The following is a 20234-nucleotide window of genomic DNA, read 5'->3' as shown; positions in this document are numbered from 1 at the left end:
ATACGGATTACTTGGTTGTACCCAACCTGTGTTTTTGGGGTGCGCGGGCTAGAACTAGTTTTCTAAATAATTAAACAATCCTTTTTTTACTAATAGAAAGTCTTCTAAAGAAGATGATATTTTTTCTAAGGAGTCTTCACTCATTACTCCCATGCCGACAGCAAAAATATTTTGATTTTTATTATCCATCAGAATGGCAACCCCTCCACCATTATCTCCAATCATAAGAAAATTCGGCAAATATTCTTTTACTTCATAGTCAATATTCCTTTGTTGGATATCTTCGGCCTCCAAAAGGGTTATCTCATCTCCAAATAATCCATTGCTTAGTTCTAAAAATTGAAGATATGAAGGATATAAACTATGCCACTCTGGAGGTAACATTTTTATAGCTTGGCTAGTAGCAGGATCATTTAGAGTATATAAGGCTTCTAATTCATGTTTATTCATTTTAAAGTGCTCCTTGTTCTTTGAAATACTTGTAACTTTGACTTAGTGCTTGTTTAATTTGCTTGGGGCTCAATCTGCCATGGGAATCCACGTCATAGGTTATATAACCTCCAGGTCTTCTTGCTGAAGGATGTTTTTTATTTAAGCATAGTTTAATTTAAAAACGACAAGCTTCCCCTCAGGATATTTACCTTCCCATCCACAAGGCCAAAATCCTTTAAAATAAGCATCTTCTATCATATTCCAAAAAGGATGATTTTTCTTATATTTGTTATTTAAATAACAATTAAATAAATCGGCATCTATATCACTAAATAAACTATCTTTTAATCCCTCCTCTAAGTTCAAGGAATTTAATTTTTTTTCAATTGCAGGAACAGCATATTCATCCCAAAAATTGTCATCTTCATCTGTAGATAGCTTTAAAATTAGTGAGTTCGATTCACGCGAATCCGCCCAAACAGTCTCTAAATCATACTGCTGATTTGCATATCTTTGTGCTACTGAAATATCTTGAATAATTTTCCATCGGCTGTTTTGAAAATTACCTGATACTTCTAATAGATTATTTTTTATAAATTCTAACATTATATTCATAATGCTACTCCTTATTATGTTAAATAATTAATCCAATCTTGTTTTGTTGTCAGTTTATATAAAGACATACTTCCTGACTTAAGTGCCTTATGAATTTTGGATTGTAATAATTGAATTTTTCTAGCCTTTCTCTATCACATTTAGAATTTTTATCAATATTATCTACTATTTCCATAATTGTTTGGTTATATCCTCTATGATGTAAGCGTAGCGGCGGTTAAACGCAACTTAGCAAAGGTCGTCTGAACAACAGAAACCACGTACCTGTTCTACACACAAATCTACGTCAGGAATAGGAGTTTCATACAAACTAGGACTTGCTTCTGCTCACTTACATAAAAGTACAAGAGCAAACATAGCTATATTTAGAGATTACAGTAAATTTATTATAGATAATTCAAGAATATCTTTCGTTGTTAACTCTCCAATTTTCTTTTCAATAAGAGACAACTTCCTATTTTTCACTAATTTGTCATCATGGAACGCATATTCGTATATTTTTCTATTCGTTTTATTATAAACATATCCATAATAATCATTCTGCTCATTCTCATCTTCAACAAAATTCATGAAAAATAATTCATCGTCTTTTTTTAATCTTTCCATTACTGCACTGTATAAATTTGGTATCTCATTTACTACAAAATTTGTACATTCTAAAACACTTTCCAGTAAAATTTCAGATGTTAATTCTTTAGGCTCCATTGATTCAACTCCTATCTTTTTAAAGAAGTAATTACTCTACGCAAAATTCCCATCTTTCTAGCTCCTTTCTGACACCTTCAGACATTGCCCCCATGACTCTTGTAATTCTATTCAATAGATCCGGATCAAAATGCAGCTCAAGCCAAACCAGATTGCCATGAATGTCGGTCATCTCCCTCGGTATGTCGATTTGGTCGTTGTGGAAATAGCTAAGGTAGTGTGCTTCGTCTTGGTTGTTGTGAAAGACTTGATCCAGCGGTTCGTAGCTGTCTTGGTCGGTGTAGATATAGGTGTAGCTGCCTTTGTAGGTATACTCCTGAAGTAATCGCGTTCCGTCCCAGACGAAGTGGGTGCGTTTGAGCGGTAGTCCGTCCACTGCGAGTTCGTAGGCGGTTTTGGCACCGAGTCCGTCGATGTGGGCGGTCAGTTGGTTGAGGCAGTCGTTTTGCCCTCTCCCACGAGAGAGTGAGTAGATGTTGGGATGGAAAAAAGTTCATCCAACACTTTTTTGATTTATATTAATCCTAAAAAAAGTCTGAATTATTTAATTCCTTCCAGTCTTCCAAAGAATAAAGAAAAGGCAAAGAAAAGTTTTCCAATATTTTTTCTTTTAAATTTTCTGACACCATGAATGCTCCTGAATAATTATAATTGGTAGACAATAAAATATCCTTATCTGAATTAGTAAATGCCTCCAGTGAAAAATTATCTTCATCTAATGCTAAATCTGGGTAAACAATTTCATCCTGAATTTCCCAATCAACTATTCTTACTAAATAATAGACTTCATTCGTCAATAACTCACCTTTTGTATTGACAATAATTGCTTTACTCATTCCAAAATCATGATCAAACCCGTATTTTTTAATAAATTCCAAAAAACGCGCTGACATGATAAAGAAATCATTATATGGAAGAAAATCAAAAGTAACACCTCTTGCTTTCTTTAAGCAGACATAAACCTTTTCAGGCATTGGAGGAATTTCTTGTCCCTTTACGAACCAACTCCATGGAAAGTCAAAATCAGGATGCGTTTTTTTAGGGTTAAACTTCTCTGATATACCTAGAACACCACTGCCTACACGTGGTAACCCCATTTTTCCCGCTTTATCCATGCTTTGTAGGGCATATCCCCATACTAGTAATTTTTTCATAAAATCCTCCTAATCTAATCGTTTTGGTGAGTTAGTAGATGAATATCCTCCAACAGATATGGAATTACTCAAACGTTTTTTTAACCTTTCTTGTAAATTTCGTACACGCCGTCGCGCTTGTGCCTGTAATCGACCATGATATGGTTGCGGTAGGCGAAACCGCTAGTTTTTTGCCTTCACGTCCATAAATGGCGGTTAAATCGCTGTTTGCCAGAATCGACTTTGGCAAACAGCAGCCGTTCGCCGCTGTCGGGGGTGGCAATTTGGTAGAGGTCGTCTGAAAATTGAAAAACCGCGTGCGTGCATACCCCCTACGTCAGGACTGGAGGTTTTGTACAAGCTAAGGCTTGCTAGAAGTTTCATGCAGGCTACAGCCTGCTACGGTTTTCCCATTTATAGAGACTGTATTATTTCTATGTATCTGTCTAATTTTTTATCCCAAAAAATGTATAGATAAGTAGTATCATGCTTCAACTTTGTTATATCTAACTGCCCTAGAAACATTGCAGGAATATTGTCGACGATAGGCCAATCAGGCTCCTGTAACCATTTGGGATATTTATCCATACAAATGAAATGTTCCTTAATAATCTTTTTTAAAGTGGTCGCTGTCTTAGGTTTGTACTTATCATACAAGAAATTTAAATAACCCATATCAGCAGGTATCCAGTTAGGAATAGCCTCCAAAATTAAATCGAATTTTTTTTCTGTCGTTGAATTCGAAGAGTACGGGATATGCTTGTAATCTAAAATTTCCCTGAAAATATCCATCAAATTCAACTTTGAATCAAGAGATGTCAAATCCTGACTAATTAAATATTCATAAGTGGAATTACTATTCATATAAGGTTTGGCTTTAGTACTTTCCAACAGGGAAATTAATTCTTGATTGGAAGACAACGCCATTTCCAATTCTTCAGTTGATAATTTTTCTTCCACAAAATTCTTTAAAATTTCTATTGCTTTCATAGCTAATCTCCTAGATTCCTATAAGGGTCAAGCGCTGCATGTCGTTCTATAGTTACTTTTCTCAAATTAAAAGGACTATGCCTATCTGCACGACATAAGCGTTGTGGCACATGATGATGCAACTCCATGGGATTTCCATTTGCATTTAAAGGAGCACATCCTCTTTTTATTCTACTCATATTTGCAGGAGAAAATTCTCCTGTACTTTTCGAGGCTAAATACCTATTTTTCCAGTATCTTGACCTAATAACATCCCAAGATGGCATATCACCGTTAGGTAATGGTTAATCAATACGCTCGCCTCTTTTCCAACGTTTGAATAAATTCTTTAACAGCGGTTTAGGTTTATTTGGTTTTTTTTGTTGGTCGGGCACATTCCCCAAACATCAAGCCATTCCTGCGCATTCGGAGCAAACTGATACAGATTCTCTCCACCTAACAACCCAATCGGGTCCTGATTCACAAACCGTCCGGCCTCTGGCTCGTAATAACGCATCAGATTGTAATGCAGCCCCGTCTCACGGTCGGCATACTGGTTTTGTAGGCGGAAAGGCTGGTATGCGCTATCCGTTACCTTGGTTTCTTCTTTCAGACGGCCTTGTGATATGCTACAAGAATAGGCTCTAGCTTATGTTGTCAAGTAAATAATCAAAAAGCTGATTTGCAATAAGTTCAGAGTGAGTATTTATAACAGGAAATTCAAAGTAATAATATTGTGATTCATATCGTTCTGTTATATAGTCAGGGATTAAAAAAAATTTATTATAACAAGAGGATATTTCTCTTATGGAGTTAGAAACTTCTTCTAATTTATTGCTTATATTAGTTATATCAAAAAATATTTCATTAAAATTCCTATCAATATTATTAACTGTAATAAAAGGATATTTATTTTGATTGCATAATTCCCAGTGACTGGTAATATCAGAAGCATTTTTGTAAATGAATTTATTCATAAAAACCTCTTTTTAAATTTATAATCAGTAACATATGTCATTTTTCCAGCTTTATCAAATTTTGCCATATAGTGAATAGTAACCCCATCTATTTTTTCTTCTGTTTTATTCCAACTTTTCCCTGTATAACATCGATCGCCAATTTGGTCCGCCCTAATTATCACATTTCCTTTTTCAGATCGCTTTTTGACTTGAACCATAATTTTTCTTTCAAGAGCATTCCGAGGATTAATTCTACCTGTTGATTTAGTAGATACAAATTTAGGGTTTAGAGAAGAGGCTTTCTTTTTAAGCCCAAGAGGATCAATCTACTCCGTGATATTCGATGCAAACTGATACAGATTCTCTCCACCAAACACCCCAATCGGATCCTGATTCACAAACCGACCTGCTTCAGGATCGTAATAACGCATCAGGTTATAGTGCAGCCCGGTCTCTTCATCATAATACTGCTTTTACCGTCTTTGGCGTCGTCAAAGATTTGAGCTAAAGGTTCGTAGCTGTCGGAATCGATGTAGATATAGGTATATCTGCCGTACGGGTGGATATCCTGACTAATATTTCACTATCACTAGCGATATTTTTTTCTTGGGTCTTTAAAAGTTCCTATAAACTTCAGATCATTGTAAAGTTTATCTAGATTTTCCTCATAAAATGTTGCATTAGAATAGTAATATAAAGAATTACCTTCATTTATTCCTTTCTCTTTTGCTACTTTCACAATATCTTTTATAACTTTATTGGAGTGTGCCCCAACTTCTTCTGCTAACACTTCAACTGGTACAATTTCTCCATTATCTGTCTGGAATGCCACAAAATAATCAGAATCAATAAATGAAACTCCAAAATCTGCAAAAGCTGGACAATGAGAATCTGAGTCCTCCATTCCATCTGTATATTCATTAAACTCATCAGGTGTTTTAAAAGATGTCCCCATCCACACAGAAATCATATCTTTAGTTGTTTCAATCATATAATACCTCATAATTCAAAATGTTATATATTTTATTAATCCCAAAAACTGTCTAAATTGTTCAATTCCTTCCACTCTTCCAAAGAATAAAGAAAAGGCAAAGAAAAGTTTTCCAATATTTTTTCTTTTAAATTTTCTGACACCATTAATGCTTCCATATACTTATACTTGGAAGACAGCAAAATATCCTTATCCGAATTAGTATATGCCTCCAGCGAAAAACCTTTTTCATCTCTTCCTAAATCCGGGTAAACAATTTCATCCTCAATTTCCCAGCTAACTATTCTTACCAAATAATAGACTTCATTTGTCAATAGCTCGCCTTTTGTATTGACAATAATCGCTTCGCTCATACCAAAATTATAATTAAAGCCATATTTTTTAATAAATTCCAAAAAACGTGCTGACATGATAAAGAAGTTGTAGCCATAAGGTAGAAAATCAAAAGTAACACTCCTTGCTTTCTTTAAGCAGACATAAACCTTTTCAGGCATTGGAGGAATTTCTTGCCCCTTTACGAACCAACTCCATGGAAAGTCAAAATCAGGATGCGTTTTTTTAGGGTTGAATTCCTCTGATATTCCTACTTCCCCTAAGGAAACCTTAGGCACTTTTCTTTTCGCTAACTCATCTAAACTTTGTGCGCTATATCCCCACACCATCAATTTCTTCATAATATCCTCCTAATCTAATCGTTTGGGCGAGTTGGTAGATGAACATCCTCCAACAGATATGGACTTACTCAAACGTTTTTTTAACCTTTCTTGTAAATTTCGTAAACGCCGTCGCGCTTGTGCCTGTAATCGACCATGATATGGTTTCTCCAAAGTTATGCAGTACCGTAGATAGAAAGATGCGTCCATTACTACGATAATAAGCGTCATAACTAATTGTTAAATACCATATTTCTCTTAGAAATTTTTTTACATTATCAGGTAACTCCTCTAAATGGTGGGGTAGAGAATCTAAAATAATTTCTCTATTCTCATACCAGCCTGAAGCAATCATTTTCTTAAAAAAATCTGAGTGTATTTCGTATGGTTTTTTCATAAATACTTCTTATTATTTTACTGTAGTATTTTAGAATGAAATATTCAGCCTTATTGACGCCTGTTTGGAGTCATAGATGAACAAAAGGGAATTCCATGCCAATTCAGGGCCTTTAAATTCGAGTACTGGAGCACTTTTTAGTACACAATATGATTTTAAAGGAGGATATAAATTAAGAAAATTTTGAATAATTTTTGATTCTAAGATGTTTTTAGTTAAATAAAAATAGTCATTAAATAAGATATCAATTTCCTTTTTGTATATGTCGATAAATATTTTTCCTTCTTCTCCAAGGTAATAAATATTTTCTTGAAATAAATAAATACCTTCTTGTATATTTTTAAAATTTATTAATTTAGTTTTTTCTTTAATGTCTTTAATATCATTAAAGTTTAAGGAGAGATTATTGATGACAATGTTTTTTTGTTGTATAAATAATTTAATTTGATTCATATGTAATTTTACCTCCTGAAAGATCGAAGGTTGCCAGTACTTGTTAATTTCGGTTTATCCATATCTCGAATATAATATTGGGTTGCTCCCCCATCGCCATATTTTTTATTTGCTTTTGATTTTCCTACGCAAATATCTTCTTCTACTACAAATATATGTAATTGTTTTCTCATGTCACGTGCGGCAGTAGCATTTCCACTATGTCTCACCTGTACAGAATCGTTAAATGCTCTGGCATTTCCTCTTGCAGAACGTACAGCGTATCCTCGAACAAAATAATTCTCAGAGGCAGAAGCCATACCTGCCGGCCCATGTGGATACAGTGTAAACAATATTGTCCCTTTTTCTAGGACAACATTTTTCCAATTATCCACACCTGGATAGTCCTTACTTCCTAATCAACTATAAGTCGTTTTTGCCTTGGAGGCTGGAAGCCATATTTTAGTTTATGTAATCGTACCTGTGCCTTTTCCCACGCTAAAGCTGCTTCTCTATTTGGCAGTCATCAATTATCACTGAGCCTGTATAATAATTCATCGTAAGTGTAGTAATGGCAGGGCGCAGTACAACAAAGGTCGTCTGAAAAGCAGAAACCGCGTGCGTTCGTTCCGCACACACCCTACGTCAGGACTGAAGGTTTTGTGCGGGCTACGGCTTGCTACACACGCCACGTCAAAATTGGAAGTTTCACACAGGCTAAAACCAGCAAGTTGCTAGGACTGCACCATTCGAAATATCAACTTCCCAAGTATCTGAAATCAATCCTTTGTAATTGGACTCAACAATAAAATGTTCGTCATCTATCCAACGGAAATTCAACCGATAGCCCATAGCCAAGAAAGAAGGTTCTTCTGAAAATAGAGATCCTTCGTGAAGGATTGCCCCTTTCTTATCAGATACTACCCAATTAATTTTAAAATGATAGAGATCACAATATGCAAATATGGACAAATACTGTTTTCTATTCGGACTCATTTTGCGTTTTTTAATTTGAGTACTTAAGATGAGATTAGCATCTAAGCATGCTTGATATGCTATTTCAAATGGTTCTGTATTCCACCCCTGTTCGACTGCAATTCCCAACATTCCTTGATGGACTGCTTCTAATTGCATCATTTTTTTCTCAGCATCAGAAGACACAAAATATTTATCAAAATTAAAATACAGATAGAAATCTGCAAATCCTTTTATATTCGGTTTTTCTGGGAAATCATCATGAGGATACAAAACAATCAAACAGGTATGAATCTGTTTTGATTCAAATTTAGGCAGAGATTTAGCATATAGCGTTGGAATGGCGTAGGCTTGTCTACTAAAATCCGCAAATATTGGATTTATATTATATTCACTTTGTAAGTCTATAACTTTAATCATAAATTTCTCCTAATCAACTATAGGTCGTTTTTGCCTTGGAGGCTGGGAGCCATATTTTAGTTTATGTAATCGTACCTGTGCCTCTTTCCACGCTAAAGCTGCTTCTCTATTTGGCAGTCCATCAATCATTACCGAGCCTGCATAATTAGGATCGCCACCATACTTAACCCTCAATTTGCTTCGGATCCTCGGCGAATTATTTTCTGTTTTAAAGGAATCTGCCTTTGTTCTAGTTGCTCCGCTGATACCATATTCCATTATTTGTCCCGTTCTTTTATCGTAAATTTTATATCCGTGCTGAGGCTTTTTTGAACTTTTACAGTTTCCATGACAAGAGCCTGCCTTTACCGCTACCCTTGACTGTGCTTTAGCCTGACTTTTCTCTTTTGAAGTATCACCACTTAGACTTAAAACTGCTCCAATACCAATTGCTGTTAGTGCAGCTTGCCCTAAAGCAGTTAAAACAGCATCTATTTCTGGTAAGAAAACTAATGCCCTAGCTATAAAACTAGAGGGATCAGTCCATCCTGGCGCATTAGGTGCAAACCGATAAAGGTTACTACCACCCCACAACCCAATCGGATCCTGATTCACAAACCTACCGGCCTCAGGTTCATAATAGCGCATCAAGTTGTAATGCAGTCCGGTCTCTTCATCATAATACTGGTTTTGCAGTCTGAACGGCTGGTGCGCGTTCCGATAAACGCGTTCATCCTTTTTCAGACGACCCCAAGCGGTGTATTCGCCGTACCACAAGAGGTTGCCGTTGAAATCATAGTGGTAGCGGATGGTTTCTGAACGGGCAGGTACAGCATATCGTACTGCACATCGCGCCAGTCGGTTTCAGGCAAATCGTTTCGGGCGTTCTCTTCTTTAGACGGCACTTTCCATTGGTGCTGGCCGTTTTCCTTTTAGACGAAGCAGGTAAGGGTAAGCGTATAGAGCAAGGTCGACTGAAAATTATTTTAGACGAGCTTATGAGTTTGTTAAACCTTGATACAATTTACATTTACTCGAAATCTATAATTTTTCCATATTCAAGAATTTCATCGAAATTGTCTGCTATTTTCCCGATGCTTCCATCATCTAGCCAATACTCCCATATTGAGAAATCATCTTCCAAATCAAAATACACGCACGCTCCATCAGCTAAAGAGCCAAACAGCAAACCTCTTTTTACTCGTTCTGAGTCAATATATCCATTTGAGTCATGCCTTTCTACAATATTAGGCATCTGTTGTTTCTCTTTATTTATCTCTACTAGGTGTTTTAAATAGCACCATTGAGGAAAGCCATTTAAGTTATCAAACAACGATTCTTCATTAAACAGATTAATTTGATAGTTGTTGAATTCAATCTCCATAAACAAATTGAATTTATCAAGGGTATTTTTATATGACTGAGGAAACAAGATGTTTAAATTTTTTTCTATGCTTGATATTTCTTTCATGATTAGTATTAGTCCTTTCAATATGAGTTTTTTTACAACTTCCAATATAATCCCGTGCACTTTTTTTCAATAGACCTCACGAAATTTATCGTGCGTCTCAGCTTGTGCTTTATCTCTATGAAATCTTTCTGTAATAAAGAGTTGTGTACCTGTGCCACCAATACCTGCTCCCAATGCTCCAGCTAACACTTCTGGGATTGGACTCTCTCTTATTGTACGTGTTTTATCATTAAGAGATGCCGCAGCCTCTCATTAATTACGTTTACAACTTGTTGTAGTGATTCTACACTTTGAAATACTAGTTCTTTACTCATAAAAAATCCTCTTTATTTTATTATTTTAATTATACCATGTATAAATTGAAAAACTGCAACATAAAAGTTACAGACTAACAATATTTATCCAAAAACAGTGTAATGAATTATACCCTATCTTTTATCATTCACGAGCAATACTCACACATCAACGTGTGCTTACATCTAGCTTTTCCTTCTATAAATTTACTAAAGTTAAATTTGGGGTATTAGAGGAATAGAAATATTCTCTTTCTAATCCTATAAATATGCCTATTCTGTTCGAGTTTCAGCTAAATATATTCCCCATTCAGCTAATTCTTCAGGCAAATCATAAACATTTTTTCCATTACTCTCATAGAGTTCAGAGATTCCTGGTGAGGTCTTAGAAAAAGTTTTCCAAGCTGTCACTAGTTCTTCTACAAATTGAATATTATGAGGTTCAAAAAAGTCATTAAATTTTGATAGTTCTTCACTATAAATTGTCACAACATTATAGCTATCAAGCATGATCTCATCATGACTTTTATGCCCACCAAATCCAAACTGACTTAGTCCATCATTAATAAGCAAATCACCGTATCTAATCAACAGTGCTAGGCATTCCTCTCTTGAACAGCCATCAATATAATAAACATCCTTATGGGATTCCTTGATAATATTCTTTGCTATCACTTTTTCTCTATCAATACTGACAGGCAATTCCAAAATAAAAAACAAGGGCTCGTCATGAATCACAATAAAGTGTTGAAAAACCTCTAATATTTTTTCTGCGTGTACATTCGCCATCAAATGATGTTCAGTTAACTTTGTAAATGATTCAAACAGGTTTTCTACCAAGCTAACTTGGTGACCTTTTACTAAATTCAACATTACACTTCCTCCAGAAAATTAAAACAATATCCACGTTTATAATCTCATTATATCATTAAAACCCAAAAAAAGACTGGAACTTCTCGGTCACAGTCTCTTATAAATCCACTTCAGTTCCTTCAAGGCAATTTGTCCAGTTTCTGAAATAGATTGATAGCATGTCAGACTATAGTATCCAGAAGCCATACTTGAACTATTACTTTGATTCTTACCCTCTATTCGATTAGAGAAGCTACCTTCACACTTTTCATTCTCCCTTTCGTTCAAAGGTTTCTAATCTTTTACAAGCAGTGATACCACCTCAACGTGGGTCTTAGAGGACTAAATGAAGTCTGAATTGCCTGATAGAGATGTAGTATTGATTAAGCAATCAACAAATAATGTACAAAACAAAAATAAAGTACACTGCTTAATGAGTGTACTTTATCCTTCTAATTCAGTTTTATCAATGGTTTAGCTCTAGTTAAGTCAATTGTACATAAATTTTTAGTTTTAAAAGTATATAATTAATCGTAAATTTATTTAAAGAAGGTTTAAAGATGAGCATATTATCTGATAAACTAAAAGCCAAGAGAAAAGAAAAAGGATTCTCACAAAAAACACTTTCCGAAGAAATTTGTGAGCAAAGCCAAATCAGCAAAATAGAACGTGGTAACTATATGCCTGCTACTGATTTACTCTATAAACTTGCAAATCGGCTTCAAGTTCCCTTAGATTATTTTTTCGATGAACAGATTGAAATGACTTCCAATATAGCACCGTTTAAGAAATTAGCAGAAAAATTACTTGAAGATCGTAATTACGAGGATTTAAAATACCTCTTAAACTTAGAAAAAGAAAAGTATCAGTATCTGTCTACTGAGGATGAATTTTATCTTCTATGGATTCAAGCGATTATCCTTTTCTACTTACATAGTTCCAAAGATGAAGCTATCGCCAGTCTAGAAAACACTTTGCCAAAGCTTTCGGTCAGCTCATCTGTGTATCTTAAACTCCTCAATACTTTATCTAATTTTTATTTTTCTGTAGGGCGTGATGCAGAATACGAAGAAAATAACTCACTTCTTATCAGTTTGTATCAGGAAAAAGATTTAAACCACCAAGAGTATTTATTTGGTTATATTCGAGTTAAACATAATTTCGCCTATTATTTACACTCTAAAGGTAAGGAATTAGAAGCCGTCCAAGAAGCCTTAGAAACCATTGACTTTTGTAAACAAAAAGAGACCAGCTATCAGCTGGCGCCTCTTTTAACTATCGTTGCAAATGCCGGAAAAGATTTTTTAAAGCACGATGAAATTCTTGACTATTATTTACAGGCTCGTGATATCTGTAAAATATACGAGCACAAGCTCATGATGGCTAAGATTGATCATTTTTTAAAAGATAAGGATAGGTGACTTCAATCGTAATAAGTTATAATTACCAATTAGCTAGAAACGTAAAAGTGGAGAGGAACTAATATAGTTTTCTCCACTTTTGTTAATATCCCCTCTTCCATTTGTATCCCGCCAAACTTACTAATACAAGTAAAACTAAATTAACGATGATAAAGAAAATCGTAAAACTAAATAATCCATTCTGTGCCAAATCTTCCGTGTAAAGTTCAGTCTCTGTAAAGAACAGATAAATTCCATATCCCTCCACGAAAATAAGAAAACTGACAAAACCAATAAGGAAAAGTCCACTGGCAATAAGAAAGAGTCTCCATAAAAGAATGAGAATTCCTCCTACTGATAAAAAAATTACTGGGATAAGGAGTAAATCATTCATGACTTTCTCCTTTCTAGTCAATCAATTGACAATAATGGGTGGCAAGAGAGGAATCAAATACCTCTAGCTTTTGAACTAAGTCCAAATACTCCTCTTTCTCATGTTCTTCAAAGTCCACACCTCGATGATTCTGAAGAGCGATTTCCAATTGACTAGTGAGCTCTCGTTTAGAAAAACTGTAATCCCCCGTCACTTCCTCAAAATGTTCCTTTAGTTCCTTGTAGGCATGGTATTCTTCAGGTGTTTGAAATCCCTGTACCAAAGCCTCTTCTAATTGATAATAGGTATCTTCCATCATAATTGTTACCTCGTTTCTTTCTATCTTTATTCTACCGCGCTTTCCTTTTCTTGTCCGCTATTTGTATCTATTTTTTACTCCAATTCAAAAGAAAGTTGTTCTTGCTTTTCTTTTCCTTTTTCATGGAATTGTCTTAAGGCCTGATCAATAATATCTAAATCCGTTTCCGTTTCAATCAATGGCGCGAGTACATTGTATTCGGCCTTTTTAGTTTGATAATCCTCTTCCTTTGGAAAGTTTTTCTCAATTTCTACCTTAGCAGTATTCCATTTATCCTTTAATTCATCCAATAAGTTCTGAGTTTTCACTTGGTCCTCTTTAATGTGATCAATCGTATGCTGAAGCCTTTGAATTGTCCCCAAAGGAGAGTACAAATCTAAACTGACAGAATATTGATTTTCTCCTACAATCTTAACAGAGAAGGTTTCAGGAAGAGGTTGATTTGTTGGAAGACTAAGCATTTTAATGTCAAATCCTCGATAACTTGCTAGGGTACGAAATTCTTTGCTGTCAGATTGATTATGACGGATAAGACGGTGTAGGGATTCACCTGCTTCAGCTCGTTGCTCAAAAGCTTGCTTACCTACTGTCATAGAAAATGATTGGTCTTTCGACATTTCAGACTGTTGAATGTCGCCTTCATACTTGCTTAATCGTTTCTCAAGAATGGGAATATTTTCTTCACAGTAAGAGATTGTATGACGATAGTGATCCTTGCTGCGTTGAAAGGCGCGTCTTTGATTTTCTAATAGAGTTAGATCATTCTCTAGTTCCATCTTATATTTGAGATATGGATTACCTGTTGCTAGTGCTTTAAAATCAGAAGCTGTCATGGTCTGTTCATCAATGTCTTCCGCAGCATGAATCGGCTCCTTAGAAGTCATAATCTGCTTAATATAACGAAGTTTGTTCTCCTGAGTTGCCCATAGATAATTATCAAATGAACCTTTGGTAATGTAGTGGTAAATATCCACTTCCTTGTTTTCATTTCCCTGTCGGATAATCCGTCCATTGCGTTGCTGAATGTCACTTGGTCTCCACGGTACATCCAGGTGATGAACTGCTTTCATCTTGCTCTGAACATTTAAACCTGTTCCTCCTTTTTCAGTTGAGGCAAGTAAGATCCGCACCTCTCCTGCATTGACCTTTCGAGACAAACTATTCTTCTTTTCATCACTATTGGCATCATGTACAAAGGCAATTTCCTTACTAGGGACTCCTCTATCAACTAATAAAGCCTTAATCTCAGAATAAACATCAAAGCCATTGTCCTTTTTCTTAGGTGTTCCAATATCTGAAAAAATCATCTGAGTAGCCTTATTTTCCATTCCTTCACGATAAATTCTTTCAACATTATCCACTACCTGAAGCAGTTTATGATTGTCTGCTAGACTATAACTAGAGTCTAATAAACGCATATCAATAGCTAGTTTCCGTGCCTCACCTGTTATCTTTAACATGTTATCCTGGCTTGGATCAACTGTTCCACATTTAACCGCATCTGACCTCATAACTAATTCTTCTAAATAGAGTTTCTGGTTTTCAGTTAACTCACTCTCAATAGGTATAATACGAGCTTCTGGAACAGGTAAATCCAACATATCTTGTGTTTGAATGTCGGCTGTTTCTTTATAGATTTTCATCAACTCAGGTAGATTGACAAACTTTTTAAATCGTTTCTTAGGTTGGTACTTATCCCCTGTAGGAGCTAATTCCATAGAGTTTTGAATTTCTCCAAAAGCACCTACCCAAGAGTCAAAATAATCAACTTGATAGCGTTTTAAGATATCCGGTTGAATGTAGTTCATCATAGTATACAACTCACTAATAGAATTGGAAACAGGTGTTCCTGTCGCAAAGACAATATTTTTAAAATCATGTTCTTCCTGAATCTGTCGAACCTTCATTTCCATATCCACGTTCTTCTTAGAGGTTGTATTGGTAATCCCTGCTACATTTCCAAGTCCAGTAATTGGACGAATATTTTTAAAGTGATGTGCTTCATCCACAAAGAGAAAATCAATTCCTAAGTTCTCAAAATCAATAAAACTATCACGATTGAAACGTTGGAGTTCTTCCAATTGTTTCTCTAGACCACTTATTGATTGTTCTGCTTCTTTAACGGTATACTTATTTTCAGAATGTGTTTTAATCTCTCGTAGTTCATTGAGTTTATCCTCGATATAATTCATCTGTCTTTCTTTACTGACAGGGATTTTTTCAAATTGAGAATCCCCAATGACAATGGCATCGTAATCTCCTGTAATAATACGTGACACAAATTGTTTTCTTCTCGCCTTCACAAAATCTTTCTTAGTGGTCACAAAGACTTTTTTAGTAGGGAAAAATTTCATGATTTCTTGGCCAAATTGAGCAGACAAACTAGAGGGCACCACATACAAGGGCTTATGAACCATCCCCAACTCTTTTAATTTAAACCCAGCACCAAGCATGGTCAAGGTCTTTCCTGAACCTACCTCATGAGCTAATAAAGCTCTTTTTTCTTCTACGATTCTTTGAATGGCATTCTCTTGATGAGGGCGAAGACTGATGTTTTGTGCCAAGCCATCAATGACTAGATGGCTACCATCATACTCTCGACTAACCGTTCGATTATAAAGACGATTGTAACTTTCTTCAATGACTTGTTGGACTTCTGGATACCGTGAGACAAATTCTTGAAAGAGCTCTTGTAAATGCTGCTCTTTTGCTCTTAGAACAGAGGTTTTTTCCAAATCTGTGATGGTCTTTTTCTTTTCCCCTTCCGTAACAGTCATAGTAATAGTCGGTTGGTTCGAATTAAGTAAATTCTCAAAAATCTTTCTTCCTGTATCATAACGTGAGCCACTGACTCCAAGACTACTATCTTTGGCACTTGGATAGCGATAAGCAAATGATGTCCTTAAATGAACCTGCCCATCGACAGGATTCACTTCAATGACTTGTTCAACATCAGGCGAAGACAATTCAAATTCACGGTTGGTAAAACATTCAAAGGCAAATTTACCATAAACGGATTGAGGAATCCAACGTGACCCTATTTTAAACTCAATATCTGCCAGATGAATCCTTGGAGGGCGAACAGATTCTAACAAATCTAAAGCATGAGACCAGTCACATTCTTGATTGTTTTCCTCTACTAATAGTTGAACTACTTCTATCTTGTTGAGAATATCTCCTGACAAAAACTGGTTCTTAGAAAGATATTTTCTTTCCCCTCTTAAATAGCTTTCTGGATCCATTAAGATCTGGTCACCCAACTCATCTAAAATAGCTGCTTGGCTATGTTCAGGGTAAATTGATACCATATAGTCTATATCAACCCCTCTACCATCTGATAAACTGGAGTTTAAGGCATCTAAAGCCGTTGAAACTCTTGTAATCACTCTCTCCGGCCTAACCAATGCTTTCTCAAAGGCTAAAGATTTTTTATATTTTACTTTCTGATCTTTAGAATCAATGTATTCATCTTCTAAACTTGCTAGTAAAGAATACTTATCGTCACTATCAAATAAGTTCCGATTGACTGAGACATTCAAGTATCCAAATTGGCTTACAAACCGATCATAGTCACGATTGAGTTTACTAAGTAATACCTGAAAATCTGTCCGACTATAATCTGGATGGCGTTGGATTTCAATTAAGGCTTGATATGTCTCTCTCAAATCAACCATACCCTTAATGCGACTAATATCCTTATCCGATAAGGGGTTTTCATAAAAGACCGTTTTTTTGAACAAGCCCTTATATTTCCCTCTTTTACTCGCTTCTTCTGACTTGTATACATCTAGTGCTTCCTCATCTGTCAAATGAAGTTGCACGAATCGATCTATTTTATGTTCAGACAAGGAACTGTCCCAAGCTTTAAAATCTCCCTTCTCATCTACATAATAACTAATCTCGTCTACTTTTGAACTTTTCCGAATGCCATGCGTATCTCGATAATAAATTTGATTTCCCTCATATCCAAAAGAATATAGAGCTAAGTTCTCACGTATATGACTTGGGATAGAATTATCCACTTCTTCTTGGATAAAAACAGGTGCTTTCAAAGAATTGTCAATTTGTTTAGGTGCTTCTACATTCTCTAATGCTTTCATTATTTCAGTAGCTAATGTTTCTGATTCCCCCTTAACATTGAGGGTTCCTCCATTAAAATTACGTACCTCATATTCACCCAAAACTTGTGTATTGTATTTCCCATCAAAATAAGGATTGATCCAGACACGCTTATCCTCCTCAAAGGGAATAGAGCCACTAAAGACAAGTTCCTCCTCATTAAGATTCTTTGCTTGATCCTTTTGAAAGAATAGGAGATCTGTGGTCACTCGAGTACCTGCAATCTTTTTAAAAGCCGTATCCGGCAAACGAACTCCCCCTAAAAAATGAGTGTTGGTTTTAATCTCTTGTAAGACATTATCTGTCCGCTTATCCATTGTCCCGATAGATGAGATAATCGAAACTTGTCCCCCGTCTCTTACTAAATCAAGTGAGTGTTTGACAAAGTAGTCATGAATCATATAAGGTTTATCATAGTTTTTATCGGCAATGCGAAAATTTCCAAAAGGAACATTCGTTAAGACTAAATCAAAACTATTATTTTGATAGGGAACTTCTTCAAATCCTCGCACTTCAATATGGGTATTGGGGTGGAGTTGTTCTGCGATTGCGCCTGTCACACTGTCTAATTCAACCCCATAGAGTTCTGACTTCTCTCGTATACTTCTAGGCATCGCCGCAAAGAAGTTCCCAGTCCCCATAGAAGGATCTAGTATCCTTCCTCCTTCAAAACCATCATCCAGTAATTTTTGCCAAATCTGGCGAATAATCATTGGGTCTGTATAATAGGCTGTAAGAGAACTTTGTTTCATGGTGGAGTATTCTGATTTACTTACTAAGCTCCTAAGAGTTAAACGTTCTGATTCGTACTTTGGATTGAGTTCATCGAAAAATTCATTGGCAAGACCGCCCCAGCCGACATACTTGGCGAGTAGCTCTTGTTCTTCTGGATTCGCTTGTCGTCCCTCTTTTTCTAATCTTTTAACAAGTTCAATTGCGGCGATATTCGTTTCAATCTTTTCTCGATTTGTCTTAGGATAAAAGTCCTCTAAGTCATCTGGAAAAACAAAATCTTGAACAGTAACATCCGTCTCTTCTATACCTGAAATTAAAGGTTTTGTTTCCTTGTCCTTTTCCTTTTCATTATCTTCTTCCAGGTAGGAAAACAAATCTATTTCCTGACTTTCACTTGATGGATCAATCTCAATCTCTGAATCTTCTTTTTCAAGTTCTACATGAGACAACACTTGTTCAATCTCTTCCAAACTGTTCAAGTATAAGATAGGATTCTCTTCAAATAACTGGTTGGAATCACTGAATAGTTCTAGGCGAACCAAGTCATTTAACTGAGCATTTTCAATCGAAACCAACTGAAATACTTGTCCTTTATAACTTACTTGTGAACCAATTGGATATTCCCTCAAAGCTTCTTCTACAATTTTATCGACATTAGAAAAAGAGTTCGTTTCTTCCGTTTCCTGTTCAATATCACTTGAAGGAGATAAAGATTCCTCTACTTGATTAGACTTTTCTCTTATAGCTTTCACTTCATCAAAATGAGTAATAATCTTCAGCTTTTGTGTCAGTGGGAGTTGTGTGTAGTTTTCTTCATGATGGACAAGATCCGTAACGGTATCTAAAGTAGCCATCAATTCTGAACCCAAATAGGCTAGAACATCTCCCTCTTTTTCTTCAAAATGAATCTCAAGAACCTCTTTTTTTAGTTCTTTGGAATCAACCATTAGAAGAAACTTCTCTATATCTCTACTAATGCGATCAGATAGATTATTCGCAACCCGATAGACATTGACTAAATTGACATCCTGATTCTGATAAAATACAAGCTCACTTAGTTGTTCTAGTTCTTCTTTTTCAGATTGAATGTGAAATCGAGTGGAAAGGTTATAGGTTGCGACTTCTAGAACCAAGTTTTTCTCCCAATTGCTTAATTGAGATAATTTACTTAGACCTGCTTGTCCAAAATTTCTTGTGTAACTTTCTAAATCTTGGTCATTATTTTCAGAACTGGCCTCTAGGAAAGAAACAATATCTTGATGAAAAGAATAGACATGAGGTATCTCTTTTATCTTTCCCTCTTCAGTCAAAAAACTCTCTACTAAGTCCTGCCATTTCTCATCAAAATGTTGTGCTTGATAACGAAGAAATAAGTCCATTTTCTCTCTATCTTTTGGAATTGTTCCACGAAACATAGCCAATAATTGCATTACTTCCATACTTGCTCCTTTCATCTATACGAAAATAGGAGAATCACATGATTCCCCTACAACTCTATCTCCATTTCAACCTCTTGAGGACTGGTTTCTAAATCACTAGACAAAAGAGAAACGGCATCTGTTCTCATGTAGTAAGTATATAAGTCTTCAAGGTCTTGTTCGTTTTCAATCCCTGTTTCAATACTAATCAGAGCCTGTATAAATTCCTTGTAGTGACTCTCCATCATATCTGAAATCTTTTGTTTCATTTCCATAAATACTGAAGACGGTTCAGTTATACTTGTTTGGTCTATGTCTTGTAAATCCTTTTCTAAGGGATTGGTTCCTTCTTCTACTTCCACTAAATCTGAACGTCCATCACCATCAGAATCTGCGCTAAGAGGATTGGTTCCTAGCGCCAATTCTTGAGCATCAGTCAGTCCATCTTGATCCGAATCACGTTGATAAATGGCTTCCATATACTTCCTTCTTTCCTAGTTAATCTTTTTTCACTCCAATCCTACCAAATATTCCTTGAAAGAAGTATCACAACAAAAAAAGAGAACGAGCCAAAACTGCGTTCTCCTGAAAATG

General features: G+C 35.6%; 23 protein-coding genes and 1 pseudogene. 2 read left to right on the top strand and 22 right to left on the bottom strand.

All coding sequences use genetic code 11. The annotated features are described in order from the left end of the window. Positions 1-54: 54 nt before the first annotated feature. From O3646_RS02205 to O3646_RS02195, 3 genes are all read right to left on the bottom strand, one after another. The gene (locus tag O3646_RS02205; protein WP_049512628.1) at positions 55-450 is read right to left on the bottom strand and encodes an SMI1/KNR4 family protein; all 396 of its coding nucleotides are present in this window, start codon (positions 448-450) and stop codon (positions 55-57) included. Positions 451-591: 141 nt separating this feature from the next. Then, positions 592-1047, bottom strand: coding sequence for a hypothetical protein (locus O3646_RS02200; RefSeq protein ID WP_049512627.1), 456 nt, complete (start codon positions 1045-1047; stop codon positions 592-594). Positions 1048-1419: 372 nt separating this feature from the next. Continuing rightward, positions 1420-1752, bottom strand: coding sequence for a hypothetical protein (locus O3646_RS02195; protein ID WP_049512626.1), 333 nt, complete (start codon positions 1750-1752; stop codon positions 1420-1422). Between the two features lie 130 nt (positions 1753-1882). Here O3646_RS02195 and O3646_RS02190 point away from each other — a divergent pair, with 130 nt between their 5' ends. Next, entirely contained in the window at positions 1883-2077 is a 195-nt protein-coding gene (locus tag O3646_RS02190) for a hypothetical protein (RefSeq protein WP_049512624.1), read from the top strand. A gap of 199 nt (positions 2078-2276) precedes the next feature. On the opposite strand, the gene O3646_RS02185 is transcribed toward O3646_RS02190, so the two are convergent. The 15 genes and pseudogenes from O3646_RS02185 to O3646_RS02115 all read right to left on the bottom strand — a co-directional run bounded on the left by O3646_RS02185 (position 2277) and on the right by O3646_RS02115 (position 11297). Further along, on the bottom strand, positions 2277-2906 hold the full coding sequence (locus O3646_RS02185) for an Imm43 family immunity protein (protein WP_371610461.1): 630 nt from the start codon (positions 2904-2906) through the stop codon (positions 2277-2279). A 393-nt stretch (positions 2907-3299) separates the two neighbouring features. Then, positions 3300-3875: a hypothetical protein gene (locus tag O3646_RS02180; protein WP_049512711.1), complete on the bottom strand. Its 576-nt coding sequence runs from the start codon at positions 3873-3875 to the stop codon at positions 3300-3302. A 328-nt stretch (positions 3876-4203) separates the two neighbouring features. Next, on the bottom strand, positions 4204-4467 hold the full coding sequence (locus O3646_RS02175) for an RHS repeat-associated core domain-containing protein (protein WP_261674158.1): 264 nt from the start codon (positions 4465-4467) through the stop codon (positions 4204-4206). Positions 4468-4498: 31 nt separating this feature from the next. Further along, on the bottom strand, positions 4499-4831 hold the full coding sequence (locus O3646_RS02170) for a hypothetical protein (RefSeq protein WP_049512709.1): 333 nt from the start codon (positions 4829-4831) through the stop codon (positions 4499-4501). After that, positions 4828-5031 carry a hypothetical protein gene (locus O3646_RS02165; protein ID WP_049512706.1) on the bottom strand — a complete coding sequence of 68 codons (204 nt, stop codon included), beginning with the start codon at positions 5029-5031 and terminating at the stop codon, positions 4828-4830. Before O3646_RS02165 ends, O3646_RS02170 begins: the two co-directional genes overlap by 4 nt. A 108-nt stretch (positions 5032-5139) precedes the next feature. Next, positions 5140-5271: pseudogene (locus tag O3646_RS02160) on the bottom strand (RHS repeat-associated core domain-containing protein); the annotation flags it as partial. 131 nt (positions 5272-5402) lie between these two features. After that, complete coding sequence (locus tag O3646_RS02155) at positions 5403-5804, bottom strand: immunity 22 family protein (protein WP_049512704.1); 402 nt, start codon at positions 5802-5804, stop codon at positions 5403-5405. 35 nt (positions 5805-5839) lie between these two features. Further along, the gene (locus O3646_RS02150; RefSeq protein ID WP_074324749.1) at positions 5840-6478 is read right to left on the bottom strand and encodes an Imm43 family immunity protein; all 639 of its coding nucleotides are present in this window, start codon (positions 6476-6478) and stop codon (positions 5840-5842) included. Between the two features lie 64 nt (positions 6479-6542). Beyond that, on the bottom strand, positions 6543-6854 hold the full coding sequence (locus tag O3646_RS02145; protein ID WP_049514528.1) for a hypothetical protein: 312 nt from the start codon (positions 6852-6854) through the stop codon (positions 6543-6545). 30 nt (positions 6855-6884) lie between these two features. Then, positions 6885-7307, bottom strand: a complete 423-nt coding sequence (locus O3646_RS02140) for a hypothetical protein (RefSeq protein WP_049514526.1) — start codon at positions 7305-7307, stop codon at positions 6885-6887. A gap of 8 nt (positions 7308-7315) precedes the next feature. Beyond that, positions 7316-7681 carry a hypothetical protein gene (locus tag O3646_RS02135; RefSeq protein ID WP_049514524.1) on the bottom strand — a complete coding sequence of 122 codons (366 nt, stop codon included), beginning with the start codon at positions 7679-7681 and terminating at the stop codon, positions 7316-7318. A gap of 322 nt (positions 7682-8003) precedes the next feature. Beyond that, entirely contained in the window at positions 8004-8681 is a 678-nt protein-coding gene (locus O3646_RS02130; RefSeq protein ID WP_049514522.1) for a hypothetical protein, read from the bottom strand. A 9-nt stretch (positions 8682-8690) separates the two neighbouring features. Next, positions 8691-9437: an RHS repeat-associated core domain-containing protein gene (locus tag O3646_RS02125; RefSeq protein ID WP_371610460.1), complete on the bottom strand. Its 747-nt coding sequence runs from the start codon at positions 9435-9437 to the stop codon at positions 8691-8693. Between the two features lie 253 nt (positions 9438-9690). Beyond that, entirely contained in the window at positions 9691-10131 is a 441-nt protein-coding gene (locus O3646_RS02120) for an SMI1/KNR4 family protein (protein WP_371610459.1), read from the bottom strand. A gap of 566 nt (positions 10132-10697) precedes the next feature. Beyond that, on the bottom strand, positions 10698-11297 hold the full coding sequence (locus tag O3646_RS02115; RefSeq protein WP_371610458.1) for a hypothetical protein: 600 nt from the start codon (positions 11295-11297) through the stop codon (positions 10698-10700). Between the two features lie 539 nt (positions 11298-11836). Between O3646_RS02115 and O3646_RS02110 the strand changes: the two genes are divergently transcribed. Then, on the top strand, positions 11837-12697 hold the full coding sequence (locus O3646_RS02110) for a helix-turn-helix domain-containing protein (protein WP_371610457.1): 861 nt from the start codon (positions 11837-11839) through the stop codon (positions 12695-12697). 82 nt (positions 12698-12779) lie between these two features. Here O3646_RS02110 and O3646_RS02105 read toward each other — a convergent pair whose 3' ends face one another. From O3646_RS02105 to O3646_RS02090, 4 genes are all read right to left on the bottom strand, one after another. After that, a complete protein-coding gene (locus tag O3646_RS02105; RefSeq protein ID WP_371610456.1) occupies positions 12780-13070 on the bottom strand; it encodes a DUF5966 family protein in 291 nt (96 codons plus the stop codon). A 13-nt stretch (positions 13071-13083) separates the two neighbouring features. Next, complete coding sequence (locus O3646_RS02100; RefSeq protein ID WP_037606821.1) at positions 13084-13368, bottom strand: DUF5962 family protein; 285 nt, start codon at positions 13366-13368, stop codon at positions 13084-13086. 74 nt (positions 13369-13442) lie between these two features. After that, positions 13443-19661, bottom strand: a complete 6219-nt coding sequence (locus O3646_RS02095) for a DEAD/DEAH box helicase family protein (protein WP_371610455.1) — start codon at positions 19659-19661, stop codon at positions 13443-13445. Positions 19662-19708: 47 nt separating this feature from the next. Continuing rightward, positions 19709-20119, bottom strand: a complete 411-nt coding sequence (locus O3646_RS02090; protein ID WP_000387510.1) for a thrombospondin type 3 repeat-containing protein — start codon at positions 20117-20119, stop codon at positions 19709-19711. Positions 20120-20234 lie beyond the last annotated feature (115 nt).

Source organism: Streptococcus sp. 27098_8_148 (genome assembly GCF_041432105.1).
Classification (GTDB): Bacteria; Bacillota; Bacilli; order Lactobacillales; family Streptococcaceae; genus Streptococcus; species Streptococcus parasanguinis_AE.
The sequence above is the reverse complement of the archived record's forward strand: the minus strand, read 5'-3'. Positions and strand labels throughout refer to the sequence as shown.

Coding starts and splice junctions, on each gene's coding strand:
- O3646_RS02205 (WP_049512628.1), bottom strand. CDS start 450: ATGAATAAACATGAATTAGAAGCCTTATATACTCTAAATGATCCTGCT.
- O3646_RS02200 (WP_049512627.1), bottom strand. CDS start 1,047: ATGAATATAATGTTAGAATTTATAAAAAATAATCTATTAGAAGTATCA.
- O3646_RS02195 (WP_049512626.1), bottom strand. CDS start 1,752: ATGGAGCCTAAAGAATTAACATCTGAAATTTTACTGGAAAGTGTTTTA.
- O3646_RS02190 (WP_049512624.1), top strand. CDS start 1,883: ATGCAGCTCAAGCCAAACCAGATTGCCATGAATGTCGGTCATCTCCCT.
- O3646_RS02185 (WP_371610461.1), bottom strand. CDS start 2,906: ATGAAAAAATTACTAGTATGGGGATATGCCCTACAAAGCATGGATAAA.
- O3646_RS02180 (WP_049512711.1), bottom strand. CDS start 3,875: ATGAAAGCAATAGAAATTTTAAAGAATTTTGTGGAAGAAAAATTATCA.
- O3646_RS02170 (WP_049512709.1), bottom strand. CDS start 4,831: ATGAATAAATTCATTTACAAAAATGCTTCTGATATTACCAGTCACTGG.
- O3646_RS02165 (WP_049512706.1), bottom strand. CDS start 5,031: ATGGTTCAAGTCAAAAAGCGATCTGAAAAAGGAAATGTGATAATTAGG.
- O3646_RS02155 (WP_049512704.1), bottom strand. CDS start 5,804: ATGATTGAAACAACTAAAGATATGATTTCTGTGTGGATGGGGACATCT.
- O3646_RS02150 (WP_074324749.1), bottom strand. CDS start 6,478: ATGAAGAAATTGATGGTGTGGGGATATAGCGCACAAAGTTTAGATGAG.
- O3646_RS02145 (WP_049514528.1), bottom strand. CDS start 6,854: ATGAAAAAACCATACGAAATACACTCAGATTTTTTTAAGAAAATGATT.
- O3646_RS02140 (WP_049514526.1), bottom strand. CDS start 7,307: ATGAATCAAATTAAATTATTTATACAACAAAAAAACATTGTCATCAAT.
- O3646_RS02130 (WP_049514522.1), bottom strand. CDS start 8,681: ATGATTAAAGTTATAGACTTACAAAGTGAATATAATATAAATCCAATA.
- O3646_RS02120 (WP_371610459.1), bottom strand. CDS start 10,131: ATGAAAGAAATATCAAGCATAGAAAAAAATTTAAACATCTTGTTTCCT.
- O3646_RS02115 (WP_371610458.1), bottom strand. CDS start 11,297: ATGTTGAATTTAGTAAAAGGTCACCAAGTTAGCTTGGTAGAAAACCTG.
- O3646_RS02110 (WP_371610457.1), top strand. CDS start 11,837: ATGAGCATATTATCTGATAAACTAAAAGCCAAGAGAAAAGAAAAAGGA.
- O3646_RS02105 (WP_371610456.1), bottom strand. CDS start 13,070: ATGAATGATTTACTCCTTATCCCAGTAATTTTTTTATCAGTAGGAGGA.
- O3646_RS02100 (WP_037606821.1), bottom strand. CDS start 13,368: ATGATGGAAGATACCTATTATCAATTAGAAGAGGCTTTGGTACAGGGA.
- O3646_RS02095 (WP_371610455.1), bottom strand. CDS start 19,661: ATGGAAGTAATGCAATTATTGGCTATGTTTCGTGGAACAATTCCAAAA.
- O3646_RS02090 (WP_000387510.1), bottom strand. CDS start 20,119: ATGGAAGCCATTTATCAACGTGATTCGGATCAAGATGGACTGACTGAT.